We start from the raw sequence: 26,957 nt of genomic DNA, 5'->3' as shown, positions 1-26,957 counted from the left end.
GTATGAGCTGGAAACTCTCACGTACGGTGTGAGGTGGGGGAAAAGTTGGAGATAACTTCAAAGATTTACCTATCACTATAGAAATACGAAATCGTAAGGAGAAGTAGTATTGACTTACACGACACAGGATAAGAAAATTAAGAAGAAACAAAAACTAAGAAACAATGAGTATTATAACACTCAAAAAATGCAAGACAAACTTTATGAAGAAAGTTGCAAAGGAAGAACATTCAAGAGATTAATGCCTTTAATTTGTGCAGAAGAAAATATACTTCTTGCATATAGGAATATTAAACAAAATACTGGAAGCAATACAGAAGGCACAGATGGTATGACTATTAGAAATATAGAAAATTTACCGTCTCAACTTGTAGTGAATACAGTTAAAGCGATGCTTAGTGATTTTAACCCTGGTACAGTTAGAAGAGTTTTTATTCCTAAGTCCAATGGAAATTTACGACCACTAGGAATACCTACTATGTGGGACAGACTGCTACAACAGTCAATAAAGCAAGTACTTGAACCCATTTGTGAAGCAAAATTTCATAAGCATAGTTATGGATTTAGACCAAACAGAAGTACCAAACATGCTATAGCTAAATCCATGTTATTTATCCACTTCAACAAACTACACTATGTGGTTGATATAGACATTAAAGGATTTTTTGGTGCGACAAGAAGTGACTTCTTCCGCAATTGTCAGTGGATATAGTTAATCCTATATCCTATCCTAGTTGAAAGGATATCCCTATCTGAAACTGCAAGGGAAGTAATTCCTTTGTGGGTTGCATGAGGAAATACCTAATCAATGTCTAGTATCCGAGACAAAGTTGGTTAAGGGAAGAATGGTATGGTTAATGCAAATGAATTCTGTATAAAGTGTCGAAACCTTTGACAATAGTTGGGATATATTTGCTATTGATGTAGATAGGAAAATATGTATCGAAGTGCATATAGGCATCAACCCATATATCTACCGGCATATAAGGAAGACCTAACCCATTCGTGTCTGACAGAAGTCAAACTTGGTAAGCCCAATGTGGTCCATAAAAATGGTAAGCCTTCCGCAAGGAAAGCCTAATTTCCACAGTGGGTAAAGGATGTTGAAATAAGCAAATGCCCTTAAGTCGAAAGACAACAGGAAAGGAAATAACTGGAGGGATAGTGATTTTTTTTTCACACTCGAAAGAGAGCTGAATTTCTAAACAGGTATGCAACATGATATAAAGCGTAAAGTAATGTCCAAAAGGGAGGTAACAGTCGATGAATGCTTCTAAACAGAAGTCCGCATTATCTAACACTAATAATCAATGGCAACAGTTTGACTGGAAATCCATTGAAAAATATGTAGGGAAATTACAACAACGAATATATCATGCCGAAAAACTTGGACAAAAAAGAAAAGTAAGAGACTTACAAAGGTTACTTATTCACAGTCAAGGTGCTTTGTTACTATCAATTAAACGAGTTACTCAATCTAATAAAGGAAAAAAAACAGCTGGTGTGGATGGATTTGTAGCATTGAATTCAAAAGCAAGATATAACCTCTATGTAAAAATGCAAAAAATGAGTATATATTTACACAAACCTAAACCAGCATATCGAGTTTACATAAAGAAAAAAAATGGCAAGTTACGACCTTTAGGTATTCCCACAATCATTGATAGAGTATATCAAAATATTGTTAAAATATCATTAGAACCTCAATGGGAAGTTCGTTTTGAACCCACTATGTATGGATTTAGACCTCAAAGAAGTTGTCAAGACGCCATCCTGAGAATTTATCTTTCCTTGGCGAGGAAAAAGAGACAATGGATATTTGAGGGTGATTTTAAGAACTGTTTTGGAACGTTAAATCATGACTACATCATGGAACAAATAGGAACATTTCCAGCTAATGAAATCATTTATAACTGGCTGAAAGCAGGCTATGTTGATAACAATATTTTCAATGAAACAGATAATGGAACACCTCAAGGCTCGATTGCGTCACCGTTACTTGCTAATATTGCACTTAATGGAATGGGAAAGGCTCTTGGCGTCAAGTACAAAACAACACAGACTGCTACCGGCGTTATTAAGTATGAAAATAGAGGGAAATATACACTATCTGTTTATGCTGATGATTTTGTAATTATGTGCTATACAAAAGAAGATGCAGAAAATGTATATAATTCATTAACCGGTTACTTAAATGCAAGAGGTTTAGAACTTGCAGAAGAAAAAACGAAAATAACAAATGTGGCAGAGGGATTTGACTTTTTAGGCTTTAATATTAGAACATATAAAAACGGAAATAAAACCAAACTCCTAATTAAACCATCCCAAAAGAGTATTAAAACTCTAAAAAGTAAAATATCAGATAAATTTAAAGAGTGTACTGGAAATAATGTAGGAGATTTAATTAGAAAGCTTAATCCTGTTGTTATAGGAACAGCCAATTATTGGAATACACAAGTAGCTAAAGAAATCTTTGGCGATATAGATAATTATCTATGGATAAAAACCAGACGATTCCTTAATAGGTTGCATCCAAAGAAAAGTAATAAATGGAAAAAGAGTCAATATTTCAAACCGGATATAGCAGGACAAAGTAAGGATAAATGGATACTTACAGACCCGATTACAGGCAGACAGTTAACTAAAATGAAGTGGACGCCGATTGTCAGACATGTACTTATAAAGCATGACTTTACTCCTTTTGATGAAAGACTTAATGATTATTTTCAAAAGAGAAAGACTAAAGAATTCGATAAAAATAATATTAAATCGAGACAAAAATTAGCTAAAAAACAGAAATACTTATGCCCTTTATGTAAAAAAGATATTACAAATGGAAAAGAAATCCTGGTAACTCACTATAAAATACCTAAAATATTTGGTGGTACTAATGAATATAAAAATATACAACTGGTACACAAAAGCTGTGATGAAGAGTATAGTAATTACTTTTCTAGCACATTAACAGAACCAAATAAAAAGCAAATATTTGACTGCCACAAAAGTATACTGAATAAGAAACTTGCAGGAATAATTTGAACAGAAGTCTCGGATGAAAGCATGCTCGAGCCGTATATATGGAAACATATAAGTACGGTTCCAAGGGGAGTAGGGAGCAGTAATGCTCCACTCTTACCCGACACAATGTTAATCATGGTAAGTTGCTGAAGCAAATGTGGTACCTAGGAATACGGGACAAACAGCTGATCAGTGTAATTTCAAAAATGTTAAAAGGGCAAATTGAAGGTGAAGAACCCCCAACCAAGGGAACACCTCAAGGGGGCATCTTGTCCCCACTTTTATCTAATATTGTACTAAACGAGTTAGATTGGTGGGTTAGTAGTCAGTGGGAAAATATGAAAACTACCTCCGAATATAAATCATACAAAATTAGAGAAGGCAAAAAGGTATATGACCAAACAAATAAAATTGTAGCATTAAAGAAAATCGCTCTTAAAGAATGTTACATTGTGAGGTATGCTGATGACTTTAAAGTCTTCTGTAGAGATTATAAATCAGCCCAAAGGGTTTTTATTGCTGTAAAGCAGTGGCTAAAAGAAAGATTAGGTCTTGATATAAGTCCTGAAAAATCTAAAGTTACCAATCTCAGAAAGAATTACACTGAATTTCTAGGAATTAAACTAAAAGCAACACCTAAAAAGAATAAGTGTGTCTGCAAATCTCATATGACTAATAAAGCAATAAATGAAACTATCAAAAATTTTAAAGATAGTATCACGAGAATTCAACAAAATTCTAGCATTGAGCAGGTTAATAAATTTAACAGCCAAATATTAGGAAAGCATATTTATTATAATATGGCAACTCATATAAGTGAAGATTTTAGTAAAATTAGTTTCTTAGTCACAAAAATCCTATACAACAGATTGCACAAACTAAGTAAATTTGAAGGTGTAAAAGGCAAAACCTATATGAGATATTATGGGAATTATAACCTTAAAACATATTTTATTAGGGGCAGACCTATCTTCCCTATTGCAGGTATCAAAACAAATCCTACTATGAGTTTTAACCAAGATACCTGTAACTATACTGAACAAGGAAGATTAAAAATACACAAAAATCAAAAATGTGTTAATGCAGAAATATTGAGATATCTTATGATAAATCCAGTAAGAGGACAATCGGTAGAATACAATGACAACAGACAAAGTTTATACACTGCCCAGAAAGGTTGCTGTGGAGTTACAGGGAAACCTTTAAAAATTCATAGTATGGAATGTCATCATAAAATACCTAAAGAAAAGGGAGGAACAGATGACTATAGCAACCTAATATTGCTGAATCATCACGTACATAAACTTGTTCATGTAGTTGTAGAAAACACAATTAATAAATATATAGTAAATCTCAATCTTGATGAAAAGGCTCTTAATAAGATTAATTCACTTAGACAGAAAGTCGGAAATTCTAAAGTTCTACTAACTAAGTAAAATAAATTAAAATTCTTGATGGAACGCCGTATGAAGTGAAAGTTTCACGTACGGTGTGGACTGGGGAAAAGGTAGCGATAATTTCAAAGCCTTACCTATCAGTATCTTACTCACTGCCCAGAAGTAAATTAATCTATTAAAGTACCTAATCATTAATTTTTCTATTTAGTCTTAGTAGCAGTCAGTAAACTAGTCCAAAGCAAATGAAATATTCCCCCTTCCCCCAAGGGTAACAAGCCCTACTGCAATGCAGCAGGACTTGTTTTTGTCTTCAAAATACTAATATTTAAAAAAATCTACATGTTTTAAAGGTAAAACCTCGCGACCCTCGGGTGAAAAATGGACAGGTTTTTCACCTCAGATTAACATATCAGTAACTTTTGTTTCATGAATTTAGAGTTTCAATAAAACAAATTTATAATAGAGGTCAAAAAACTCGTCCATTTTTCACGGCAAATAGACAGGCCTACCCGCCACTTCGTCCCTCAGTAGCTAGGCTCGTCCATTTGCCAGCATCCTACAAGTTTTAAAAAAGTAATTAGTTATCATGTTTTCCTTCTTGGATATCGAAATATTATTATAGTAAATAGATTTTATAAAACTTTATTATAATAATTATTATATTTTATATCTACTATAGTTACTAGTAGTATAGAGATTTCGGAAGGATAAGTTATTTTTTGGACATAGAAGATAGAGAAGCGTTTTACATATCAAGACTCAAACCTAATATAGCAGTATATATAGAAAATAAGGATATAGAGTACTATAAGAATGGCGCTCCTAAAAAATCAAGCCTTTTAAAAAGAATCTATATTTCTGACATAATGAAACAGATGGCCGAGGGGGACCGTTATGAAATTAAGGATGTCTATGTAGGCAAGGAAAAGACGCTAAAAACAAGGCTTATTTTATATAAACTAACAAATGATCAATTGAAAAAAGAACAGAAAAATCTGTGAAGAATGCTAAAAAAAGGGTATAGAAAAAAGTAATAATACGATTGAATTATTAGGTATATCTATTTATATAACGAATATTAAGGAAGAAGTTTTAAGTTCAAAGCAGGTTCATGAGTTTTACAGTTTAAGATGGCAGATCGAAATAATATTTAAAACGTGGAAATCCATATTTAGTATACAGGTTGTAAAGTTAGTTAAAATAGAACGGTTTCAATGTCAGCTTTATGGAAAACTTATTTTGCTACTAATAAGCTCTGCTGTAATGTTTAAAATGAGGACTTTAGCTTTAGAAAATAAAGGCCTTGAAGCCAGTGAAATTAAAACTTGTGAAATAGTTCATGAATATATTGATAGTCTATATTTTGAGCTTATCAAATTCCCTAATAAAGTTCTCGATACCTTAAAATTAATATTTGAAAATGTAGTTAGGAATGGTCTGAAATCTCATAAAAAGGATAAGAAAACTGTTTTTGATATTCTTGGAGTTTGTTATAAATTAACATCATCGCAGGCTAAAGTTGCAGCATAAAACAACTTGATAAAATTGTAAAAGCCCCACTATATACGTGGCTTTTTTTGGTGTACCCTAAAATTGTTTGAATACTATTGTACACTTAAAATTTACCATTAAAATTTATCAAAATAAATTTCGATGGTAAAATATAGTATTTAATAATGACTTACTAATATTCAATATGGCTTAGCTTGATGGCTATGGTGCCATACCCCTATATGAGACTATTATAAGCAATTTAAGAAAAAACAGTTACCTATTTCAATTAAATTGAATTTATGGTAACTGTTTTTCTTTAATGGGACTTTTGCACAAATCGCGAGCACTACCCCTACAGGGTCACGAAAACCACATTTTTATATTGAATTATACGGTTTAATGGTATATTATATTAAATAAGGAATAATTTTTATATTTAATATAATAAAAAGGAGTGAATATTAATATGCATAAAAAACTAATTTCATTATGTTTGATTTGTAGCTTACTTGGGAGTAGCGCTACTGTTTTTGCAGCGACAAATAGTAATTATACAGTGAATGTATCTTCAATAAATGCCACTACTGTAACTAAATCTACTACTGCAACACAAAATGAGGCAATTAAAACTCAAATGAAAATTAATGAGACAATTGCTAATAAGGCACTTGCTAATAAAGGAAATGCTAAAGATATAATTGATAATGGCTCTGTCAGGAATACAAGGAGTGTCCCATCAGCAGCTGCTAAAAAGGCTGTTAAAGCAGCTGCAAAATGGATGAAAGCTAATAAGGCTAAAGTTATTAAAGCTATCCCTGCTCCATTAAAAAAGTATGTTACTTTTGATGCATTAACTAAAGCTATTGATGCTTATACCAATTATTCCGATTCAATTCATAATTTCTTAACGAGTGTTGTTGACAAGATGTTACCTGAATGGGCAGAAATTTCAATACCTGGAATTGTAGCTTTACTCGAGTTACTTTTACCATTTTAATAAAATCACACTAGAATCTCATATTTGGACAAGCTTAATAGTGTCGAGTTTTTAATATGATATGAACTGCTTGTAGTTCATATCATATTAAAAAAATATAAAAGAGTAAAACTTATTGATTTAGGTTTTGCTCTTTTATATTTTTTGTGTTGACAATACAATATGTTTATATTATCATGAAGCTAACTTCACGTCAAGTAAGCTTCATATTGTGGAAAGAAGGTGGATTGTTGAAAAATAAAATTAAAGAATTACGAATAAAAAAAAATATGACACAGCAACAATTGGCTGACTTGGTTTTCGTTTCAAATAGAACTATTATATCTCTTGAAAAAGAGCAGTATAATCCATCTATTATGTTGGCATATAAAATTGCACTTGTTTTTAATACTACCATAGAAAAATTATATGATTTGGAGGGGAATTTAAAAAATGAAAAAAAAGATATATAATAAAAAAGGTTTTTGGAGTGGTGTTTCTTTTATTTTATTAGCAGTTGGCTATATTATAATCTTGATAAATAATTGGGATAATATGAATTCAATAAGAAATGGTAAAAGTATTTTATTCACTATTATTTGTGCGTTAATTGGTATTGTGCAAATATATAGAGGAATAGATAGTAAGTGTGCAAAAGATGATCATCAGGACGATGATGAAAGAAAAAAACTGGTTATACTCAAAACTGAAAGTAGCACTTATAAAATTACATTTAATATTAGTATTGTCTTAACTTTATTATTAGCAGTTGCCATAGGAGTTACTAAAAATAATGATTTATCAGGTGTTTTTGTAGGAGTAGCAATTATGCCAACTATTATGATTATTTCTTATATGTTTGCTAATTATTATCATAATAAACGCAATTAAATCATAATAAATATACCAATGAAAATACAACTAATTTATTAGTTGTCAGGGTTTGGCACATTCAGTTATACGATAGCATTTTAAATTATGAATAACTTAATTTTGAATGTTACTTAATACTAATATTTGATATTGTTATGTAATATATTACTTTTAAGTACACCTAGATGCCGTTACTGCCTCATACTAACATACCGTTTCCGGAGGATAGGCAAAAACTCCCAAGATGTTATATTGAACCAAAAAAGCCACAGTAAAAATAGAGGCCGCTGAAAAAAGCACTCTTTATTTAGTAGAGTTTTCAAGCTTGAATAGAAAAAGCATGAGATATCCATATTTGGGATATCTCATGCTTTTTATTTTATAATTAAGTTTTAAAAGCCCTATTTCATGCTTTTCAACTTAATTATTCTCTTTAGATTCACAGTGAAGATTGATAATGCACCTTGCATTTGCATGCTAATTAAGCCTGACGATATTGCTACATCATAGCTATGTTGGTGCTTAAGTTCACTGTTTTTAGCCTCTATCATATAACGTTCCCTAGCTCGTTTTTTAAAATATTCACTTTTTTCGAACTCTATTTGATCTTTGTGAGTATTTGACTTTATTGAAACTGAATAAGTTTTAGATTTAGCGCCTTCTTTATAACACCCATCTTTATGAACACAATTTTTACACTTTTCTACATTAAAATAGTAGGTTAGCACTTGATTTTTACCAACATTCTTCTTTCCCTGTTTTGCTTTTTTAATAGCCATATGACCTGCCGGACATACAAATAAACCAGCATCTTTATTAAACTCAAATTCATCTTCTTTTTTTCGCATTCCTTGTGAAATTACAGGATTTAGTCTTGAAATTAATGCAATTTTATTTTCTTTTGTATATTCTAGGTTTTTCTTTTCAGAATAAGCTGTATCTCCAATTACTTCATTTACATCTATACCAGCCTCACGGCTTTTTTCTATTAAGGTTATGAGCTCCTTTCCATCACTTTTTTCGCCAGTTGTAATAACAGCTGCTGTAATTAAACGTTCTTCACTCATAGCAAGGTGTGATTTATATCCAAAAAAAGAACTATCCTCAGTTTTATGCCCCACTTTTGCATCCTCATCTTTTGATATTTTTAGATTTTCTAAGTCATCATTAATAGCTTCCATTAAGTAGTTTAATTTAGTTTTCACAGCTGGATTTGCTGCAGTTTCTGGCTTCTCGTTTATGGTATCAATTAATAATTTGCAGTACTCAAGAATATCTTCAAGTACTCCAGTTGTAACTTTATTAGGTAACTCTTCTTTAATACCAGGATGTACTCCGTACAATGTTTTTCTTAAGTTTTTTGCACGTTTCAATAATTCCTCGCTTGCTGACTTTTGGTTATAACGTGACTTGGTATGCGTAGCATCAACTATTATTGCTTTACTTTTTAAAACTCCCTCTTTTATAGCAAGTTCTACAGTCTTGTTTATTAATAAATCCAATAAATTCATGTCTTTAAGGCGAAGCTTTCTAAATTTAGTTAGTGTACTTGAGTTTATTAAATTTGTTTCTTCTGGGGCTAAATTTAGAAAATATTTAAAGGACATGTCATAAAGAGTTCTTTCAACAACATCTTCATCAGACAATTCATATATTACTTTCAAAAGTAAATATTTAAATAGCATTATGGGGTTAATAGCACCTCTACCCATAGATGAACTATAGTTAATCATCAATTCGTCATAAACAAATGAAAAGTCAACAAGGTCATTAATTTGCTTTAAAATGTTATCTTTCGGAATAATTAACGAATATAAGCTATGGTATGTATTTATTTTTATTTCCAATTGTCCTTTTAGCATAATAGTTTAGCCCCTTTTATTTTATTCTACTATACTAATTCGACATATCTTTTAAAATTCCTTTTTGTTTTTTAGTCTTTTATATAAAAAAATCGCCATCTTTAATTAGATGACGATTTTTCATATAGTTTTTCAGTGGCCTCTAAAAATACTGTGGCTTTTTTGGTAATCTGCAATGAATGTATTATTATACTGGTCTACGTTCTAATACTTTTATTTTAATTTCATGTTTCCCAGTAACTTCTTCAAGTACCTCAACAATTTCTTTAACCTGTTTTACATCACTCGAAACATTTTTTATCGCTGTTTCTGATATATCCATTTTCTCCAATATGGGGTAGTGCTCGCAAAACGCGGATTTTATACGTTAAGACAGTTATTACCAAAAAAACTTTTATCAAAACATTCTGAGTTAGAATTAATACCTAATAGTTCTAACTCGAAAAAATATATAACATCAGTGTAGATTATTGATATATCTAGGGTTTAATCACTAAATGATAAGCTCTTATTTTTTTTACTCAAAACAAGTTAGTTAAAGTTCAGTTATAGTATTGATAATGCTAACTAAAACAGTAAGAAAAACATTAAATTAACACGAGTATATTTAATATTCTCTCTGAATTTATCGCCATTTTGGTAATATGTGTCTTAACGTGGTAAATTTACGCTTAGCGATATAAGAAAATGTATAAAATCTTAATGTCATAACTTAACAGTATTGACACCTATAAAACGCTTACGTATAATCAAAGGATTGGACGGTGTCAAAACTTACAGTCAAAACGATATGATATAAAGGAGTTATGAATTGTGATACTAGGTTATGTAAGGGTAAGTACAAAAAAACAATTAAAAGAAGGTCATTCCATAGAGGTCCAGACGAGGGATATACTAGATAGATATAATGGTGCGGAAATAAGAGTAGAACAGTACACAGGTACTACAACTGATAGACCTATATTCAATAAATTGATAGAGGATTTAAAACAGGGGGATACCTTAGTAGTTACTAAACTAGACAGATTGGCTAGAAATACTGTAGAAGGCATTAGCATAGTTCAAGATCTATTTAATAAAGGAATATCTGTCCATGTAATTAATATTGGACTGCTAGAGAATACAAGTATGGGTAAATTTTTTTTAACTACACTATTAGCAGTTGCCGAGATGGAGCGTTACACAATTATTGAACGTACCCAAACAGGCAAAGCAATTGCAAAAACTAAAGAAGGTTTTAAAGAAGGTAGACCTAAGATATATACATCAAAACAAATAAATAATGCGATTGAGATGCTAAAAAACAATTCATATACAGAAGTTGCAGCGATAACTAGAATAAGTAAGTCAACACTAATTCGAGAAGTTAGGAAAAGAAAGGTTAAATAAGTACATTGTGTAATATTGGAGATTTTAAATTCGAAAAATATGGATATCATTATTTTCGGTTCTTATACCGGTTTTCTGTTCCGTTACTACACAACCCCCGAGTATACAAAGGTCAAGGCAAAATCATATTATACCTTAAATTGGATATAAACAAAATTAAAAACACTCAACATAATAAGTAAACAACAAATGCCGTGAAATAATAAAATTTCACGGCATTTGTTGTTTATGCACATCTAGCCTATAGGCTCAATGTGAAAGTAACACAATTACATTTGTGTTACTTTCGCTAATCCAATCCATTTTACAAATTTGATTTTATCTTATTACAAATTTAAAAATTGAAACCCCAAAAGCAAGTATCGCAGCAAATAAACTAACTTTAGCAACCTCTTTATTTTTCTTCCAATTCTGAATGACTTGAATTAACATTGACACACCCACCAATGGCACAAATACATCTGTTTGTGTTTTACTCCAACTACCTCTCACTTTTCCCATTGTACCTCCAATACGATTAATTATTATTTTATTATCTAAAACGCAATAATCTACAAGTTCATCATAAAATATATATTTAACTATAACATAATTACCATAAATTAAATATATTTACAATTTAAAAAATCAGTAGTAAGCCTCAATGTGAAAGTAACTCAATTGGTATTGTGTTACTTTCAGAATATCAATATACACTTAATAAATTAACCCCATATCATTAGATATGGGGTTAGTTGAGACGAAATATTTGAAAAATATGTATTACTAAAACTCCAACATATCATTTTTATCAAATGTAAAATTAGGTCCCCATGCAACTTCCCAATGGTATCCGTCAGGATCAGAAAAATAGGCATGATATCCTCCCCAAAATACATCCTGTGGCTCTTTTTCGATTTTCGCTCCTGACCTTCTTGCCAGTTCAATGACCTCACATACTTCTTCCTTGCTTTTAGCAGTATATGCAACTGCATTCAGTACCACAACAACTAAAACTACTCATTTCTGGAATTCTCATCTTTTATTTTTTTATCTTTTTCTTTTTTGGTTTTGGTTCGGGTAATTCCTCATACATAGTTACTACCATTTGTTTTAATATCTCACTATTATCGGCAATATCTACATGCAACATTGGCTTTGCTCCATCGTATGGACTTTCTGAAATGCTATCAGGCATATAATGTTTACTTGCTTTAGTAATTTTTTCCATAAAGCCTGTTCCGTAGATTCCACCAAATATTCTACCTTTATAATAAAACAAGTAACCACCCATCATAGGTATAGATTTTATATCTTCCAATCCTTCTAATTGATCCATTATGGGGTAGTGCTCGCAATTTGTGCAAAAGTCCCATTAAGAAAAAACAGTTACCATAAATTCAAGTTAATGTAAAACTCAATGCTAAATAAGGCTTTTTAATATGTTCGAAGATATATTTCACATAAAAACATTAAGTTGTATTAATTGTAAAATACTGATAGTATATACTTGTAATGTCAACAAAAATATTTTTGAAAGGATGGATTTATATGTGTTCAAAAAAATTAAAAATATTTCTTACCTCGTTAGTTTTATCGGGAGGATTAATAGTAAATAATTTAAGCACAACAGTATTAGCACTGGATTTAAATAACCCTAGTTGTAATTCTTATGAAAATGGGAATGATAAAAAAACTTCTTCTTATGAAGAAATGATGTTAGAAGTTGCAAATTCAAAACAAATAGATTTAAACTCTCTTAGTACTCTAACACAAACTGAATTAACCGAATTAAAAAATAAAGCTGATAATGATACTGTGTTTAAAACATTAATTGATGAATTGTATAATAATGGAACAATAAAATCTAAGGACTATATTGTTAATAAATCTAGTAAAATATCCGGCGAAGATTATCAAATATCCATTATTAGTTTTTCGATAGATAAAGATTCTATTATATTTATTAGTACAGATGATGGCTATTCTTCATATGCTATGATACAAGAAAAGATAGAAAATAATGGAGTTTTTAAATTATACGATTTACAAGATAATAAGTTAAACTTAATTGATCATATTAAATATGATCAAAATTCACAAAAATTATCAAACGTTATTAGTATACCCACATCTAAAAAAGGACTAAGTACTCTTATGTCTCTTAAGTTCCCATTTTATGGTAAATGGTGTGGCCCGGGATATAGTGGACCAGGTACCCCCATTGATAATATAGATAATTGCTGTAAAACACATGATAATTGTTACGGTGGAGGTGGAAATAAAAAAAACTGTGACATGCAACTAGTATCCTGTTTAACAAATGTAGGTAAATATCCCAAACTAACAGCCAAGCAAAGAGCAGCTATAATTGCAATGGAAACATACTTTATGTCGCTATATTCACATGATAATTAAGTAAAATGGTAGTTAGATAGATTTTTTTATATAAAAATCATTTTAGTTATATTATTACCTGAGTGAGAACATATTCTAAAAATTAAAGATGCTGAGTTTTTTGAAACATTCAAAAGTAATTGAGTAAATATTTGTGATAAAGGAGACAATTTAATGAAAAATAAACACTATATGAAAGGTATTAGTAAAGTATTTGCTATAACTTCTATAAGTATATCATTAACTATGATTATGCTTATGTTAAACGGACTTTTTCAAATAATACCGTGTCAAAATTCAGGGGGATTAATAGTGTTCATGACACCTATTATAAGTATAATAGGTGGTGTTTTAGCTTCTATATCACTAAAAATACACCCTAACATATTGGCAAAATTAGGCATAATTACGAATATTGTATCGTTAATATTGGTAATGTTAATTATGGGTAGTCTTGGCACCACTGCATCATTGCTATTTTGTTAAATCATAATAATGCAAAAGTTTCATTGGCAATTCAAGGTTTGATTGTTACCGAAGCAGAAACGAAACTCCTAGAAGATTATCTTAAAGGGATAGTGCTCGCAATTTGTGCAAAAGTCCCATTAAGGAAAAACAGTTACCATAAATTCAAGTTAATTGAAATAGGTGACTGTCTTTTATTAGATTGATTTTAATGGTCTCATATTATTTACTAAATCATAATCACAATTATCATCAAAATTATACTGTCCAATAAAATTTATATGTTCCCATCCTAGGGGTACGGCAACATAGCCATCAAGCTAAGGGAGTCTATGAAAATAAAGCCCCCCCATTTGTAAAAATGTTATCATTTAAAAGATAACAAAAACACATCAATGGGGGTAATTTACAAATGATAGAAGAAAACTTAAAATTGGATAAAGATATAAAACATTTTGCAGCTGAAATTAAAAGATGTTTTTCAAAAGAGGAGATTGAAGAAATAGCTAGAGTAACAGGCTTTGTGAAAAGAAAAGGTAAAATTAAAGCATGGGAATTCGTTTGCTTATGCTGCTTTATGGATGCAGAGGTCGCGAATAATACACTTGTTACCTTATGTACAAAACTTAGTGCAAAAATAGGAATAGTTATTTCTAATCAAGCATTAGATCAACGTTTAAATGAAAGATGTGTGGAATTTTTAAAGAAGATTTTTGAGAACCTGTTGCGCCAAACAATAACAAATAATACTTGCATACCAAGTGTATGGGATGAACATTTCAAACGAATAAGAATACTTGATTCTACTGCTTTTCAAGTAACAGAAAGCTATAAAGATATTTATCCTGGATCTGGTGGCTGCTCTCAAGCTTCAGGTGTAAAAATACAACTAGAATATGAATTGAAATCTGGAAATCTTCTTAATATACAAGTAGGAGCTGGCTCAGGAAGCGACAATACTTTTGGGAGCAAAATAAGAGATACTATCAAATCTGGGGATCTTATTTTAAGAGATCTTGGGTATTTCAACTTTGAAGATTTTTTGGACATAGAAGATAGAGAAGCGTTTTACATATCAAGACTCAAACCTAATATAGCAGTATATATAGAAAATAAGGATATAGAGTACTATAAGAATGGCGCTCCTAAAAAATCAAGCCTTTTTAAAAGAATCTATATTTCTGACATAATGAAACAGATGGGCGAGGGGGACCGTTATGAAATTAAGGATGTCTATGTAGGCAAGGAAAAGACGCTAAAAACAAGGCTTATTTTATATAAACTAACAAATGATCAATTGAAAAAAAGAACAGAAAAATCTGTGAAGAATGCTAAAAAAAAGGGTATAGAAAAAAGTAATAATACGATTGAATTATTAGGTATATCTATTTATATAACGAATATTAAGGAAGAAGTTTTAAGTTCAAAGCAGGTTCATGAGTTTTACAGTTTAAGATGGCAGATCGAAATAATATTTAAAACGTGGAAATCCATATTTAGTATACAGGTTGTAAAGTTAGTTAAAATAGAACGGTTTCAATGTCAGCTTTATGGAAAACTTATTTTGCTACTAATAAGCTCTGCTGTAATGTTTAAAATCAGGACTTTAGCTTTAGAAAATAAAGGCCTTGAAGCCAGTGAAATTAAAACTTGTGAAATAGTTCATGAATATATTGATAGTCTGTATTTTGAGCTTATCAAATTCCCTAATAAAGTTCTCAATACCTTAAAATTAATATTTGAAAATGTAGTTAGGAATGGTCTGAAATCTCATAAAAAGGACAAGAAAACTGTTTTTGATATTCTTGGAGTTTGTTATAAATTAACATCATCGCAGGCTAAAGTTGCAGCATAAAACAACTTGATAAAATTGTAAAAGCCCCACTATATACGTGGCTTTTTTTGGTGTACCCTAAAATTGTTTGAATACTATTGTACACTTAAAATTTACCATTAAAATTTATCAAAATAAATTTTAATGGTAAAATATAGTATTTAATACTGACTTACTAATATTCAATATGGCTTAGCTTGATGGCTATGGGGTAGCGCCAACATTTCCGACAAAACCCACGTTAAGACATAAAATGGATAAATGTTTTACAATTCACTCACGTTAAGAAATAGTACTGTAAGATATAGGTATTAATAAAGCTTGTTGCCTTTTTACAACAAGCTTTATTTTTGTGAATTAAAAATACATATTGACTAATCCCAAAAGCGGTATTATAATCACATTTGAAACCAATTTGGAGGTGCTTCTATGAAAGATATAAACAAAATCCTTATGAATCCTGTTCGCATGAGAATATTACAGTATTTTTCTACACATAAAGTAGCAACAGCAGGAGAATTAGTAGATTTTATAACTGATGTGCCAAGAACAACATTATACCGCCATATTAACATTCTTGCAGAAAACAATCTTATTAATGTAGTGGATGAAAATAGAATAAGAGGAGCTGTTGAACGAACTTATGCACTTAATATAGCTACTATATCAAACGAGAACACATTGGAAAATGCTACCCGAAATGCATACGGATTTTTGATGAATCTTTACTCAAAGTTCGAACAGTATTTTAACAGCACCAAAGCCGATCCTCTTCGTGATAAGCTATTTTTGAACACGGCGGTACTTTTAATGAGTGATGAGGAATTTGATACGTTTTTAGGTGAAATCAATGCTTTAATGAGTCAACATTTAAACAATAAGACTTCTGAGAAACGAAAATCGAGAAATATTTCGATAATATCATCTCCTGATATAGACTCAGAGGTTATTTTATGAAAATAAAATGTAAAAAGAGAGGAAAAAAGATTATGATGATTTTTGGTATTATATTGGGAGTAATAGTGAGTATAAACATCGTCGGATTTATTGTAAACACAATCTTTTTCAAGGACGAGCTTAAAAGTATTGAGCCTTACGGTCAAATGGTTGAAGTAGATGGCAAGAAAATGCACGTCTTTTCTATGGGCAGTAGTAAAAGTACTATTGTACTTTTACCTGGATGGGGCACTGCCCTTCCAAGTGCTGATTTTGCTCCTCTGATGAGGAAGCTAAGCAAGGATTATACCGTTGTATGTATTGAATATTTCGGTGTTGGTTTCAGTGATCAGACAGATGCTCCAAGAACAAACGAGAATTATACAAAAGAAATTCGTACTGCATTGTCAGGGGCAGGCTTTCACGCACCGTATATTTTGATGCCTCATTCTGTTTCGGGTATTTATTCTGAATATTATGCTGCAAAATATCCTGATGAAGTATCAGCAATCGTTATGCTTGACACGACCTCAACTGCCGCAATCCCTGAAGGGAATGCGCCAAGTATTATATACTCTATCTCAAAGCTTAGCCAGTCGTGCGGGTTGACACGAATTACCATACCACTGGTTCCTGAAACCAAGCTTATTAAAAATGGTTACATTGAAAAAGAGATTACTGACTACAAAAAATTCGGTTACCACTTAATAAACGATACGATGATTAATCAGTCATCGTTGCTTCTTGACAACATCAAAGAAGTAAATAAGCTTAAATTTCCTACTGACATTCCGGTACTAAAAATTATATCAGAGCAAACGCTTAATGGGATGGCAAAGAAGAATAAGGATGATGGTATGGGGTATCAAAACGCTCATTTAGCACGACTTGGTAATAATGCAACATATAAAGTTCTTAAGGGAACAACCCATTATATTCACCAAACACATGCTGATGAAATTGCGGAAATTACAAAGACATTCATTAACAATGTCAAAAAATAAATTGCATGGAAAAACAAGTAAAACTAGCACCATAAACGGTCGTTTATGGGACTCTAGCAAAAAAAATAAAGCAAGAGCATTTCTACCCTTGTTAATCTTTTATTCATTTTTTCAACCTAAAAATGTACTTATAATTGGAATCGCAATGTATAGATAAGGTTCTAATTTAATAGCCATACTATCATTAGAAGAAATTTCAATTACTGTTTTATTAGCAAGTTTATGAAAAATTTTGCTTATAATATTGAAAATAATCCAACCACAAATAGTTCCTATGGTATTCATTATTAAATCATTAATATCTGATGCACGATGTGGAACAAACAATTGACCAATTTCAATAATAATTGAAAATAATATTCCATTACATAATGTCGGTAATAATTTTCTATACTTTTTCCATAATGTTGGCAATAAAAATCCAAAAGGCATAAAAAATATTATATTAAGTATAGAAGAAATTTCAAATCCATCGTTAAAAGGTACTAAATTTATAATGGGATTAAATATTGGCCTGTTTAATCTTGAAAGTCTTTGCCAGTCGCTCAAATAAGGAAATCCTACTACTTCTGTTAACGAAATCATAAGATATAATATAAAAAGATATCCAAAAAAGTAATGTTGACATTCTATTTTCTTTTTAAGACTTTTACTATTTTTGTTTAAAAATATATTTAAAATAGTTATTAGAAAAATTGATATTATCATTGATATTATAAAACTTTTTACCATAAAAATCTTTCCCCCCTGGTTTAATCGTTATATATATATAACGATTGTAAAATATAAAACACTTCAAAATAAAATACGATTGTGAATTAACTTACAAGTAAAGTATAACAGTATGTATCATATGTCACTATTACTTAGAGTAAATTTTTTTAATAATCTATTAAAGTGGTTTTTATAAGAAGTGGCAGCTTTAAGTTAATAAAAAAAGCTTAAAACATTACATAATATGGGAAGTGGCCCATTTTTACATGAATGGTTGCCGTACCCCATAGCCATCAAGCTAAGGGAAGTCTATAAAAATAAAGCCCCCCATTTGTAAAAATGTTATCATTTAAAAGATAACAAAACACATCAATGGGGGTAATTTACAAATGATAGAAGAAAACTTAAAATTGGATAAAGATATGAAACATTTTGCAGCTGAAATTAAAAGATGCTTTTCAAAAGAGGAGATTGAAGAAATAGCTAGAGTAACAGGCTTTGTGAAAAGAAAAGGTAAAATTAAAGCATGGGAATTCGTTTGCTTATGCTGCTTTATGGATGCAGAGGTTGCGAATAATACACTTGTTACCTTATGTACAAAACTTAGTGCAAAAATAGGAATAGTTATTTCTAATCAAGCATTAGATCAACGTTTAAATGAAAGATGTGTGGAATTTTTAAAGAAAATTTTTGAAAACCTGTTGCGCCAAACAATAACAAATAATACTTGCATACCAAGTGTATGGGATGAACATTTCAAACGAATAAGAATACTTGATTCTACTGCTTTTCAAGTACCAGAAAGCTATAAAGATATTTATCCTGGATCTGGTGGCTGCTCTCAAGCTTCAGGTGTAAAAATACAACTAGAATATGAATTGAAATCTGGAAATCTTCTTAATATACAAGTAGGAGCTGGCTCAGGAAGCGACAATACTTTTGGGAGCAAAATAAGAGATACTATCAAATCTGGGGATCTTATTTTAAGAGATCTTGGGTATTTCAACTTTGAAGATTTTTTGGACATAGAAGATAGAGAAGCGTTTTACATATCAAGACTCAAACCTAATATAGCAGTATATATAGAAAATAAGGATATAGAGTACTATAAGAATGGCGCTCCTAAAAAATCAAGCCTTTTTAAAAGAATCTATATTTCTGACATAATGAAACAGATGGGCGAGGGGGACCGTTATGAAATTAAGGATGTCTATGTAGGCAAGGAAAAGACGCTAAAAACAAGGCTTATTTTATATAAACTAACAAATGATCAATTGAAAAAAAGAACAGAAAAATCTGTGAAGAATGCTAAAAAAAAGGGTATAGAAAAAAGTAATAATACGATTGAATTATTAGGTATATCTATTTATATAACGAATATTAAGGAAGAAGTTTTAAGTTCAAAGCAGGTTCATGAGTTTTACAGTTTAAGATGGCAGATCGAAATAATATTTAAAACGTGGAAATCCATATTTAGTATACAGGTTGTAAAGTTAGTTAAAATAGAACGGTTTCAATGTCAGCTTTATGGAAAACTTATTTTGCTACTAATAAGCTCTGCTGTAATGTTTAAAATGAGGACTTTAGCTTTAGAAAATAAAGGCCTTGAAGCCAGTGAAATTAAAACTTGTGAAATAGTTCATGAATATATTGATAGTCTATATTTTGAGCTTATCAAATTCCCTAATAAAGTTCTCGATACCTTAAAATTAATATTTGAAAATGTAGTTAGGAATGGTCTGAAATCTCATAAAAAGGATAAGAAAACTGTTTTTGATATTCTTGGAGTTTGTTATAAATTAACATCATCGCAGGCTAAAGTTGCAGCATAAAACAACTTGATAAAATTGTAAAAGCCCCACTATATACGTGGCTTTTTTTGGTGTACCCTAAAATTGTTTGAATACTATTGTACACTTAAAATTTACCATTAAAATTTATCAAAATAAATTTTAATGGTAAAATATAGTATTTAATACTGACTTACTAATATTCAATATGGCTTAGCTTGATGGCTATGTTGCCGTACCCCAGACTCGTTATGTATGCAAATTCTTTAGTTGCACTAGGAGAATTTGTATAATGGTAATAGACGTACGCATTATATCTACAAAGGTGAACTATGGCTATATAACTAGTTTTCATGACCTCATTATAAAATAAACGAACTTTAAGTTGATATAACACGAACTTTTGACACTTTTTCATTCATTTTATAATTATTATTATTATTCTGACTCTTGGATAAGACAATAGTAGTATAATTAACCATATATTTGATGACATACTTATATAAGCTTATGTATTAAAATTCAAACAAAACATATTCATTTGGAGGGGAATTATTATATGAATGAAACACTTAAAATTCTAAAGGAAAGAAGAAGTATAAGGGTTTTTAAAGATGAACAAATTAAAGATGATGAATTACAATCTATTTTAGAAGCTGGATTGTATGCACCGAGTGCTCTAAATGAGCAGTCTTGGCACTTTACTGTTATACAAAACAGTAACATGCTTCAAAAATTTACTCAAGTTGCAAAAGCTGCTTTAGCTAAATCTCATATTGTTCAGTTAAGAAACATGGCAAGTAATGACAACTATAGAGCATTCTATAATGCACCTACAGCTATAATTATATCTGGTTATATGAATGCATCTAATCCTCAGGCGGATACTTCTAATGCTACTGAAAATATATTAATTGCAGCAAAGTCTCTTGGTTTAGGTACTTGTTGGATAGGGAGTATGCCATTTATATTTGGGAATGGTGAAAATGAAGAGCTAAAAAAAGAACTTAGGATACCTGAAGGATATCAGCCAATAAATTCTATTGCTTTAGGATATGCCGTTTCTGAAGTTTCTAAAGCGCCTGCAAGGAAAGAAAACAAAATAACTATAATCAAATAATTTTTTACTGTACAATTTTCGAATATGTCGACACAAGTAAACCCATATCATTAATTAGATATGGGTTTACTTTATATTTTGAAAGTAACACAATACCAATTGTGTTACTTTCACATTGAGGCTATTACCCATTTTAAAAGAATTGTAAATATACTTAATTTATGGTAATTATGTTATAGTTAAATATATATTATTATTCGAAATTGTAATAAACTAAGAACTTAGGAGATGATTATATGTCTGAATTAATAGTTATGTTGCTTATTATTACCTGTAGGATTATATTTTATTTTTATAGGATGGCGTATTTGGAAAAAAGAACAGATAACGATAATACATGATTATCATTATACAGGGGTTGCTGAAAAGGATAAAAAATCTTATACAGAAAAAATGGGTAAAGCATGTATTATAATGGGAATAGGAATGATACTGATGATGGGTATTATTAAATTCACATCAAATACTGCATATGGTGTGATATGCTTTGGGATATTCTTTGTAGGGGGATTAGTTATGATGTTTATGGCACAGAAAAAATATAATGGTGGACTGTAATGAGCATTCGCAATGATCTTATATGTCGTTATCACAAGTAACCTCATATAATTAAATATGAGGTTACTTGTTTTAAGTGTATATTGATATTCTGAAAGTAACACAATAGTAATTGAGTTACTTTCACATTGATGCTATTGCCTAATCCTTTAAAATTTCAATTTGAATGTAACATAACGTGTTGACTCTTTACTTTGAATGTATTAAAAATCAGTCTTAATATAATAATAAGACTCCGCAGTCAAAGGCTGGTCCACAGCATATTTTCTCCTTCATTCTTCATACGAAAACTTGATGTGGCACAAGCTCTTTCACTGCTCTAGGTCATAAATGAAGCTTTGGGCAATCTTACTCACTGCCCAGAAGTAAATTAATCTATTAAAGTACCTAATCATTAATTTTTCTATTTAGTCTTAGTAGCAGTCAGTAAACTAGTCCAAAGCAAATGAAATATTCCCCCTTCCCCCAAGGGTAACAAGCCCTACTGCAATGCAGCGGGACTTGTTTTTGTCTTCAAAATACTAATATTTAAAAAAATCCACATAACTTAAAGATAGAACCTCGCGACCCTCGGGTGAAAAATGGTAGGTTTTTCACCTCAGATTAACATATCAGTAACTTTTGTTTCATGAATTTAGAGTTTCAAAAAAAAAAATTATAATAGAGGTCAGAAACTCGTCCATTTTTCACATCAAATAGACAGGCTTACCCGCCACTTCGTCCCTCAGTAGCTGGGCTAGTCCATTTGCCAGCATCCTACAAGTTTTAAAAAAATGATTAGTTATCGTGTTTTCCTTCTTGGATATCGAAATATTCTTATAGTATATATATTTTATAAAACCTTATTATAATAATTATTATATTTTATATCTATTGTAGTTACTATTACTAGTAGTATAGATATTTCGGAAGGACAAGTTCTGGGCACGTATACCGTCACCCAAAAGAGAACAAGCTTTAACATAAGTATCTCTAAGCTTCCCATTGTTTTCGTCCCTCAACCACTGGTAACTAAGAAATTCTAATGATAAAGCTGGTCTTTTTTTGGGTACCCGACGGCGTGCATCGATTCTAGTTAAATTTAACTTTCACTTAATTTAATCATTCTATATAACTAATCAAAAACCTAAGTCTACGCACGCATCTGTAGTTTAATCATACCTTTAAATCTAAATACGTACATCGCCGATGGACAAGTTGTGATGAACCCACAACTTGCACAAGGTGGCTGAGTATTTCAAATATACGTGCGTAGTATTGTTTACATCTGATACATATTAAATTTAGCTATGGCAGCACTTCGCATAATAAATTTTGCTACCACTAACCCTAATCTATATTTTTTATTACTGTTTTAGTTAGGATTATCAATACTACAACTGCAGCTCCGTAGGAGATGATTTAACAAAAACAATACAAGTATGAATTTTTGCAGTAGTTTTGTTAATTAACATTGAAAAAAATCATAAATAATGTATAATTAATTTAACACATATACTGCATATTAGAACAAGTGAAGAATATTTGTTAGAGAGGTGAGAGTATGAATGAAATAATAAAACAAGAAATTAAAGAATTATTTTTCAAGAATAAAGGCTATGCTACAACAAAAGAAATATCAGGAATGGGGATAAATAGATACTATGTTAGCACCCTTGAAAAATCAGGTGTTGTTTCAAAAATAAAAACGGGATTATATAAGTGGGTAGATTATGGTTTTCAATACAATTTTGAATTAGTTGATGTATTTAAAATAGTCCCTAAAGGGATATTGTGCCTTACTTCTGCATTAGATTATCATGATTTATCAACTATTAACCCCTGGCAGTATGAGATTGCTATAGAAAGAAGCAGTAAAGTTATAATACCTAAGTATCCACCAATTAAACTTCTATATTTTTCACAAAAGCAGCTAAATATAGGTATAACTAATATAGAAGTAGATGGACATTTAATTAAGATATATGATATAGAAAAGACAATATGTGATTGCATAAGATATAGAAATAAAATTGGAATTGATATTGTAAAAGAAGGAATTAATGAGTATATAAAAAGGAAAGATAGAAACTTTAACAAATTAATGAAATATGCGGAAGTTTGTAGAGTTCAAAAAATACTAAAACAGTATTTGGAGGTGCTTGTATGAGTAAGCAAATAAAAGACATTACTGCATCGGTAAGAGCAAGACTTGCGATTATAGCAAAAAAGGAACAAAGAAGTTTATTGGACACTCCATCATTTGTGGCATTGGTACAACAACATCGCCAAACCCAATATCTAGTTGTAACACATTTCTCGCATTCCCTAAAAAACAATTAGTTTTTACTCTTATACCGTGATATTCTCCATCTTTTTTTATCTCTTCAACTTCAATTTCATCTCCACTAAAAACTAGTCCACTTGATATGAAAGCACCATTAATAAAAGTATATTCTTTAGAGTCCATTATTTCAGAAAAGTTTCAAGCTATGATTTCATTATCAGTAATTAATGGTAGAATGAAAGATTTCTACGATATATTTACTCTTCTAAGCACTAATAGTTTTGATGGACGGAAGCTACAGGAGGCTGTAGATAAAACATTGCAAACAAGGCACACGGTGATTGAAAGAGAAAATATTATTTTCACAGAAGACTTTATGAAAGATGTAAATAGAATTAAAATGTGGAAGGCTTTTTTAAGAAAGATAAACTCTGTTAATATTGAGTTTGACGAAGTTATGAGAGAAATTATAATATTTCTTAAACCTATTTATAATGTAATTGTTCATGAAGAAGAATTTTTCGAGTTTTGGGATCATGATAAAAAGCGGTGGGGTAAGTATAAAAATAATATTGAGGAAATAAAATAGCTGTTCTGATTTAAATGGAAGTATCAAGTAGTTATATATTTGTTTTTTAGCAAGTAAAATCTGTCCGCATACGCTTCCATATTTCACACTGGGATCGCACCTGCAACCTAATAAATGTAAGGAAAATATGCTTTACCATAAACATTTCTGCTCAACTTATTCTCATTTAAATCTTAATGGCAGATCATTCTAGCCATGTCTCTGCTTTATGTGATAGCATACGCAAAAATGATATTTCGTACTTAAGGAAATTAAAACCCCATAAATATAAATACTTTACTCGTTAAGTAACGGTAATAAGAGTATAATTAAATAAATGTTTTGTGTCGCAACAGTATAAAAGTCCGAAGTTAGAATTATTTATTTTTAAATGTATATGGGGGAAATTAGATGGATACAAAATGTATAAGTACAAAGCGATTAATTATAATAAATACTGTTCTCATTCTATTTTCTGCACTTTTTGCGATTATTGTTCATGCACTTTTGCCCACTTCTGTAGATGTTGCGCAGTTTGATAGTATTTTTGTTAAATGCTTTGGGTTTCCTACCGTAGCAATATTTTATTTCATTCTGCTATTTATACAGTGTGTAATGGTGGTAAGATACATAGGCGTGAGAGCAGATGCGCCTAAATTACAAATAGGGATTAGATTTGGGATAGCCTTCGCAATGATTTACTTATTTGGAATGCAAGAGATAGTAGTTGAGGGGTCTCTTTTTTCAAATTGGGGACTCGGTTTTGTTAAGTATCAGCTTATAATGGGAATAGGAGATGGTCTACCTGCAATATTGTTATGTGTGGCAATTGCTTATTTTACATTAAGTGAAAGTAAGAAAATTAAACCAATTAGTAAATTACAAATGACGAAATGCATAAAAACCATTGCTATTATTGCAATTACTATTTTTGTGGAGAGAACAATTGGTTATGAAAGCGGTCTTATAAGCAGTGACAGTGCTACATATCCAGTTCCGTGCTATATATGGACAGGTTTCTTTGGAATACTGATGGGTTATGTTTATGTGATTTTGTATCCTTTGTTAGTATTCGAAAAAAGGCAGTGTGGTATAGGTGTACCATTAAGGTTCATAGCAACTATAGGTGTGAATTGGATGATTTTTAATAGCTTTATTGGCTTAATAACGAAAGGTGCTATGCCTCAAATGTTATTACGGAGTGGATTAGATGTTGTGGTGTTGTTTTTGGCTTCAGCAGTAGCCGGTAACTATATTATTGAATTAAATGACGCTAAATAATTAACGTAATGTGAAAATATTTTAATTCACAATTTTCATATAGTATGACTAAAATCCTACCTTTTTCATTTTCTAGGAATATGTTTGAAATATGTTTTAGAGTAATTAAAGCACCGATATATTCAAAAAATTCTTTGAGTATATCGGTGCTTTGGTAATATATGTATTAATGTATAAAATCCGCATTTTGTGGTTACTACCCCCTAGGCGGAGTTCTTTGAAAATTTAAAAAATTAACCATAGTAAATATAATAAGAAATCTATAGTCTATTATTGAGATGATTACAATTAACCCATATCGATTATGATGTGGGTTTTTAACATATGATATTCTGAACGTAACACAATAGTGATTGAGTTACATTCACTTTGGGTCTATAGGCTAGATGTTCATATACAATAAATGACGTGGTATTTATATTACTAATCGTTTGAACGACGATAGTGAACTTCGTAAGTCAAAGCACCTACAGGAGCTTTAAAAGGTCCATGCTGCATGCCTGGTGGACGAACTGCAACCATTCCTTTAGTAAATGTTTGTTCTCCGCAAATCAAACCACCTTCAATAATATAAACTTCTTCCCAACACTCGTGAATCAGAATATTTGTTGTCTCTGTTCCTGGCGCAAATTTTAGAAGTCTAGTAAACTCACTCGTCTTTTTATCCTGAGTAACTATTAGTTCCAATACTCCTTCTGGATAACCTTTTGGCCGGTTCCAGCCTGACTTATTTGGATTAAAAAACTCTTTTTCTTCTTTCGGCATGATAGTCACTCCTTTTTTGTATTTTAGTTATTATTCTATGGCATATTGTATATTCCTTCTTATACGGGGTATAAAGAACATAGCTGTCCTGTACTGAAAACTCGATTCCTAAATGTGGTAATAACTAACCTAAGCTTTAATTAAAAGTTCCGAATCTTATTTTGGAACTTGAACTTAGGTGTATTTAAAGCATTTTATTGAGTATTTTAGATTCATATGGTAAGCTACTCTTAAAATAAGTTCCTACTCTTGTACTTATAGGAACTTTTAA

Annotated in this window: 29 protein-coding genes and 1 pseudogene; 22 read left to right on the top strand and 8 right to left on the bottom strand. The window is 30.7% G+C overall.

Going from position 1 to position 26,957, the window contains the following annotated elements; genetic code table 11:
* Positions 1-109: 109 nt before the first annotated feature.
* The 9 genes and pseudogenes from ACWJKE_RS07510 to ACWJKE_RS07470 all read left to right on the top strand — a co-directional run bounded on the left by ACWJKE_RS07510 (position 110) and on the right by ACWJKE_RS07470 (position 7,776).
* Entirely contained in the window at positions 110-712 is a 603-nt protein-coding gene (locus ACWJKE_RS07510) for a reverse transcriptase domain-containing protein (protein WP_253198319.1), read from the top strand.
* A gap of 551 nt (positions 713-1,263) precedes the next feature.
* Entirely contained in the window at positions 1,264-3,039 is a 1,776-nt protein-coding gene (ltrA, locus tag ACWJKE_RS07505) for a group II intron reverse transcriptase/maturase (RefSeq protein WP_462959304.1), read from the top strand.
* A gap of 134 nt (positions 3,040-3,173) precedes the next feature.
* A complete protein-coding gene (locus ACWJKE_RS07500) occupies positions 3,174-4,454 on the top strand; it encodes a group II intron reverse transcriptase (protein WP_253198317.1) in 1,281 nt (426 codons plus the stop codon).
* Positions 4,455-5,134: 680 nt separating this feature from the next.
* On the top strand, positions 5,135-5,416 hold the full coding sequence (locus ACWJKE_RS07495; RefSeq protein WP_462959303.1) for a hypothetical protein: 282 nt from the start codon (positions 5,135-5,137) through the stop codon (positions 5,414-5,416).
* 19 nt (positions 5,417-5,435) lie between these two features.
* A pseudogene (locus ACWJKE_RS07490) lies at positions 5,436-5,603 on the top strand (transposase); the annotation flags it as partial.
* Between the two features lie 51 nt (positions 5,604-5,654).
* Positions 5,655-5,945: a hypothetical protein gene (locus tag ACWJKE_RS07485; RefSeq protein WP_462952948.1), complete on the top strand. Its 291-nt coding sequence runs from the start codon at positions 5,655-5,657 to the stop codon at positions 5,943-5,945.
* A 430-nt stretch (positions 5,946-6,375) separates the two neighbouring features.
* Positions 6,376-6,906: a hypothetical protein gene (locus tag ACWJKE_RS07480; protein ID WP_216304632.1), complete on the top strand. Its 531-nt coding sequence runs from the start codon at positions 6,376-6,378 to the stop codon at positions 6,904-6,906.
* 230 nt (positions 6,907-7,136) lie between these two features.
* Positions 7,137-7,358: a helix-turn-helix transcriptional regulator gene (locus tag ACWJKE_RS07475; RefSeq protein ID WP_216304634.1), complete on the top strand. Its 222-nt coding sequence runs from the start codon at positions 7,137-7,139 to the stop codon at positions 7,356-7,358.
* Positions 7,339-7,776 (top strand): hypothetical protein, encoded by a 438-nt coding sequence (locus ACWJKE_RS07470; RefSeq protein ID WP_216304633.1) that lies wholly within the window; start codon positions 7,339-7,341, stop codon positions 7,774-7,776. The genes ACWJKE_RS07475 and ACWJKE_RS07470 overlap by 20 nt, the downstream gene beginning before the upstream one ends.
* Before the next feature lie 383 nt (positions 7,777-8,159).
* Here ACWJKE_RS07470 and ACWJKE_RS07465 read toward each other — a convergent pair whose 3' ends face one another.
* On the bottom strand, positions 8,160-9,620 hold the full coding sequence (locus ACWJKE_RS07465) for an IS1182 family transposase (RefSeq protein WP_220287894.1): 1,461 nt from the start codon (positions 9,618-9,620) through the stop codon (positions 8,160-8,162).
* Positions 9,621-9,807: 187 nt separating this feature from the next.
* Complete coding sequence (locus ACWJKE_RS07460) at positions 9,808-9,942, bottom strand: hypothetical protein (RefSeq protein ID WP_258280728.1); 135 nt, start codon at positions 9,940-9,942, stop codon at positions 9,808-9,810.
* A 491-nt stretch (positions 9,943-10,433) separates the two neighbouring features.
* Here ACWJKE_RS07460 and ACWJKE_RS07455 point away from each other — a divergent pair, with 491 nt between their 5' ends.
* On the top strand, positions 10,434-11,009 hold the full coding sequence (locus ACWJKE_RS07455; protein ID WP_216304602.1) for a recombinase family protein: 576 nt from the start codon (positions 10,434-10,436) through the stop codon (positions 11,007-11,009).
* Between the two features lie 318 nt (positions 11,010-11,327).
* Here the strand turns inward: ACWJKE_RS07455 and ACWJKE_RS07450 are convergent, their stop codons facing one another.
* The 3 genes from ACWJKE_RS07450 to ACWJKE_RS07440 all read right to left on the bottom strand — a co-directional run bounded on the left by ACWJKE_RS07450 (position 11,328) and on the right by ACWJKE_RS07440 (position 12,327).
* Positions 11,328-11,510, bottom strand: coding sequence for a hypothetical protein (locus ACWJKE_RS07450; RefSeq protein ID WP_216304601.1), 183 nt, complete (start codon positions 11,508-11,510; stop codon positions 11,328-11,330).
* A 264-nt stretch (positions 11,511-11,774) separates the two neighbouring features.
* A complete protein-coding gene (locus tag ACWJKE_RS07445; RefSeq protein WP_216304600.1) occupies positions 11,775-11,993 on the bottom strand; it encodes a VOC family protein in 219 nt (72 codons plus the stop codon).
* 37 nt (positions 11,994-12,030) lie between these two features.
* A complete protein-coding gene (locus tag ACWJKE_RS07440) occupies positions 12,031-12,327 on the bottom strand; it encodes a transcriptional regulator (protein ID WP_216304599.1) in 297 nt (98 codons plus the stop codon).
* A gap of 212 nt (positions 12,328-12,539) precedes the next feature.
* Here ACWJKE_RS07440 and ACWJKE_RS07435 point away from each other — a divergent pair, with 212 nt between their 5' ends.
* The 6 genes from ACWJKE_RS07435 (at position 12,540) to ACWJKE_RS07410 (ending at position 17,624) form a co-directional block, all read left to right on the top strand.
* Positions 12,540-13,406 (top strand): phospholipase A2 family protein, encoded by an 867-nt coding sequence (locus ACWJKE_RS07435; protein WP_216304598.1) that lies wholly within the window; start codon positions 12,540-12,542, stop codon positions 13,404-13,406.
* Between the two features lie 153 nt (positions 13,407-13,559).
* Positions 13,560-13,871: a hypothetical protein gene (locus ACWJKE_RS07430; protein WP_216304597.1), complete on the top strand. Its 312-nt coding sequence runs from the start codon at positions 13,560-13,562 to the stop codon at positions 13,869-13,871.
* A complete protein-coding gene (locus ACWJKE_RS07425; protein WP_216304596.1) occupies positions 13,865-14,056 on the top strand; it encodes a hypothetical protein in 192 nt (63 codons plus the stop codon). The genes ACWJKE_RS07430 and ACWJKE_RS07425 overlap by 7 nt, the downstream gene beginning before the upstream one ends.
* Before the next feature lie 206 nt (positions 14,057-14,262).
* Positions 14,263-15,705 (top strand): IS4 family transposase, encoded by a 1,443-nt coding sequence (locus ACWJKE_RS07420; protein ID WP_462959302.1) that lies wholly within the window; start codon positions 14,263-14,265, stop codon positions 15,703-15,705.
* A 408-nt stretch (positions 15,706-16,113) separates the two neighbouring features.
* The gene (locus tag ACWJKE_RS07415) at positions 16,114-16,641 is read left to right on the top strand and encodes a helix-turn-helix domain-containing protein (RefSeq protein WP_216304616.1); all 528 of its coding nucleotides are present in this window, start codon (positions 16,114-16,116) and stop codon (positions 16,639-16,641) included.
* Positions 16,638-17,624, top strand: coding sequence for an alpha/beta fold hydrolase (locus ACWJKE_RS07410; RefSeq protein ID WP_216304617.1), 987 nt, complete (start codon positions 16,638-16,640; stop codon positions 17,622-17,624). The genes ACWJKE_RS07415 and ACWJKE_RS07410 overlap by 4 nt, the downstream gene beginning before the upstream one ends.
* Positions 17,625-17,735: 111 nt before the next feature.
* On the opposite strand, the gene ACWJKE_RS07405 is transcribed toward ACWJKE_RS07410, so the two are convergent.
* The gene (locus tag ACWJKE_RS07405) at positions 17,736-18,356 is read right to left on the bottom strand and encodes a VanZ family protein (RefSeq protein ID WP_216304618.1); all 621 of its coding nucleotides are present in this window, start codon (positions 18,354-18,356) and stop codon (positions 17,736-17,738) included.
* Between the two features lie 371 nt (positions 18,357-18,727).
* Between ACWJKE_RS07405 and ACWJKE_RS07400 the strand changes: the two genes are divergently transcribed.
* From ACWJKE_RS07400 to ACWJKE_RS07385, 4 genes are all read left to right on the top strand, one after another.
* On the top strand, positions 18,728-20,170 hold the full coding sequence (locus ACWJKE_RS07400) for an IS4 family transposase (RefSeq protein ID WP_462956354.1): 1,443 nt from the start codon (positions 18,728-18,730) through the stop codon (positions 20,168-20,170).
* 517 nt (positions 20,171-20,687) lie between these two features.
* A complete protein-coding gene (locus ACWJKE_RS07395) occupies positions 20,688-21,248 on the top strand; it encodes a nitroreductase family protein (protein ID WP_216303546.1) in 561 nt (186 codons plus the stop codon).
* Positions 21,249-21,536: 288 nt separating this feature from the next.
* The gene (locus ACWJKE_RS07390) at positions 21,537-21,806 is read left to right on the top strand and encodes a DUF3784 domain-containing protein (protein WP_216303548.1); all 270 of its coding nucleotides are present in this window, start codon (positions 21,537-21,539) and stop codon (positions 21,804-21,806) included.
* Positions 21,807-23,349: 1,543 nt separating this feature from the next.
* Positions 23,350-23,955: a type IV toxin-antitoxin system AbiEi family antitoxin domain-containing protein gene (locus ACWJKE_RS07385; protein WP_216303545.1), complete on the top strand. Its 606-nt coding sequence runs from the start codon at positions 23,350-23,352 to the stop codon at positions 23,953-23,955.
* A 48-nt stretch (positions 23,956-24,003) separates the two neighbouring features.
* On the opposite strand, the gene ACWJKE_RS07380 is transcribed toward ACWJKE_RS07385, so the two are convergent.
* A complete protein-coding gene (locus ACWJKE_RS07380; protein WP_216303544.1) occupies positions 24,004-24,255 on the bottom strand; it encodes a hypothetical protein in 252 nt (83 codons plus the stop codon).
* On the opposite strand from ACWJKE_RS07380, the gene ACWJKE_RS07375 reads away from it, so the two are divergent.
* Together ACWJKE_RS07375 and ACWJKE_RS07370 are read left to right on the top strand one after the other, a co-directional pair.
* Positions 24,215-24,661: a nucleotidyl transferase AbiEii/AbiGii toxin family protein gene (locus ACWJKE_RS07375; RefSeq protein ID WP_216303543.1), complete on the top strand. Its 447-nt coding sequence runs from the start codon at positions 24,215-24,217 to the stop codon at positions 24,659-24,661. The genes ACWJKE_RS07380 and ACWJKE_RS07375 overlap by 41 nt on opposite strands.
* A 390-nt stretch (positions 24,662-25,051) precedes the next feature.
* Positions 25,052-25,921 carry a hypothetical protein gene (locus tag ACWJKE_RS07370; RefSeq protein ID WP_216303542.1) on the top strand — a complete coding sequence of 290 codons (870 nt, stop codon included), beginning with the start codon at positions 25,052-25,054 and terminating at the stop codon, positions 25,919-25,921.
* 423 nt (positions 25,922-26,344) lie between these two features.
* Here the strand turns inward: ACWJKE_RS07370 and ACWJKE_RS07365 are convergent, their stop codons facing one another.
* Complete coding sequence (locus tag ACWJKE_RS07365) at positions 26,345-26,686, bottom strand: cupin domain-containing protein (protein WP_216303541.1); 342 nt, start codon at positions 26,684-26,686, stop codon at positions 26,345-26,347.
* Between the last annotated feature and the right edge of the window lie 271 nt (positions 26,687-26,957).

The sequence above is a fragment of the Clostridium sp. CM036 genome (assembly GCF_055081135.1).
This window is presented reverse-complemented; position numbering and strand designations above follow the sequence as displayed.

What these genes read in the sequence shown, in the direction of transcription:
- ltrA (WP_462959304.1), top strand. Translation starts at nt 1,264, where the DNA reads ATGAATGCTTCTAAACAGAAGTCCGCATTATCTAACACTAATAATCAA.
- ACWJKE_RS07500 (WP_253198317.1), top strand. Translation starts at nt 3,174, where the DNA reads ATGTGGTACCTAGGAATACGGGACAAACAGCTGATCAGTGTAATTTCA.
- ACWJKE_RS07480 (WP_216304632.1), top strand. Translation starts at nt 6,376, where the DNA reads ATGCATAAAAAACTAATTTCATTATGTTTGATTTGTAGCTTACTTGGG.
- ACWJKE_RS07470 (WP_216304633.1), top strand. Translation starts at nt 7,339, where the DNA reads ATGAAAAAAAAGATATATAATAAAAAAGGTTTTTGGAGTGGTGTTTCT.
- ACWJKE_RS07465 (WP_220287894.1), bottom strand. Translation starts at nt 9,620, where the DNA reads ATGCTAAAAGGACAATTGGAAATAAAAATAAATACATACCATAGCTTA.
- ACWJKE_RS07460 (WP_258280728.1), bottom strand. Translation starts at nt 9,942, where the DNA reads ATGGATATATCAGAAACAGCGATAAAAAATGTTTCGAGTGATGTAAAA.
- ACWJKE_RS07450 (WP_216304601.1), bottom strand. Translation starts at nt 11,510, where the DNA reads ATGGGAAAAGTGAGAGGTAGTTGGAGTAAAACACAAACAGATGTATTT.
- ACWJKE_RS07440 (WP_216304599.1), bottom strand. Translation starts at nt 12,327, where the DNA reads ATGGATCAATTAGAAGGATTGGAAGATATAAAATCTATACCTATGATG.
- ACWJKE_RS07435 (WP_216304598.1), top strand. Translation starts at nt 12,540, where the DNA reads ATGTGTTCAAAAAAATTAAAAATATTTCTTACCTCGTTAGTTTTATCG.
- ACWJKE_RS07430 (WP_216304597.1), top strand. Translation starts at nt 13,560, where the DNA reads ATGAAAAATAAACACTATATGAAAGGTATTAGTAAAGTATTTGCTATA.
- ACWJKE_RS07420 (WP_462959302.1), top strand. Translation starts at nt 14,263, where the DNA reads ATGATAGAAGAAAACTTAAAATTGGATAAAGATATAAAACATTTTGCA.
- ACWJKE_RS07415 (WP_216304616.1), top strand. Translation starts at nt 16,114, where the DNA reads ATGAAAGATATAAACAAAATCCTTATGAATCCTGTTCGCATGAGAATA.
- ACWJKE_RS07410 (WP_216304617.1), top strand. Translation starts at nt 16,638, where the DNA reads ATGAAAATAAAATGTAAAAAGAGAGGAAAAAAGATTATGATGATTTTT.
- ACWJKE_RS07405 (WP_216304618.1), bottom strand. Translation starts at nt 18,356, where the DNA reads ATGGTAAAAAGTTTTATAATATCAATGATAATATCAATTTTTCTAATA.
- ACWJKE_RS07400 (WP_462956354.1), top strand. Translation starts at nt 18,728, where the DNA reads ATGATAGAAGAAAACTTAAAATTGGATAAAGATATGAAACATTTTGCA.
- ACWJKE_RS07395 (WP_216303546.1), top strand. Translation starts at nt 20,688, where the DNA reads ATGAATGAAACACTTAAAATTCTAAAGGAAAGAAGAAGTATAAGGGTT.
- ACWJKE_RS07385 (WP_216303545.1), top strand. Translation starts at nt 23,350, where the DNA reads ATGAATGAAATAATAAAACAAGAAATTAAAGAATTATTTTTCAAGAAT.
- ACWJKE_RS07375 (WP_216303543.1), top strand. Translation starts at nt 24,215, where the DNA reads ATGAAAGCACCATTAATAAAAGTATATTCTTTAGAGTCCATTATTTCA.
- ACWJKE_RS07380 (WP_216303544.1), bottom strand. Translation starts at nt 24,255, where the DNA reads ATGGACTCTAAAGAATATACTTTTATTAATGGTGCTTTCATATCAAGT.
- ACWJKE_RS07370 (WP_216303542.1), top strand. Translation starts at nt 25,052, where the DNA reads ATGGATACAAAATGTATAAGTACAAAGCGATTAATTATAATAAATACT.
- ACWJKE_RS07365 (WP_216303541.1), bottom strand. Translation starts at nt 26,686, where the DNA reads ATGCCGAAAGAAGAAAAAGAGTTTTTTAATCCAAATAAGTCAGGCTGG.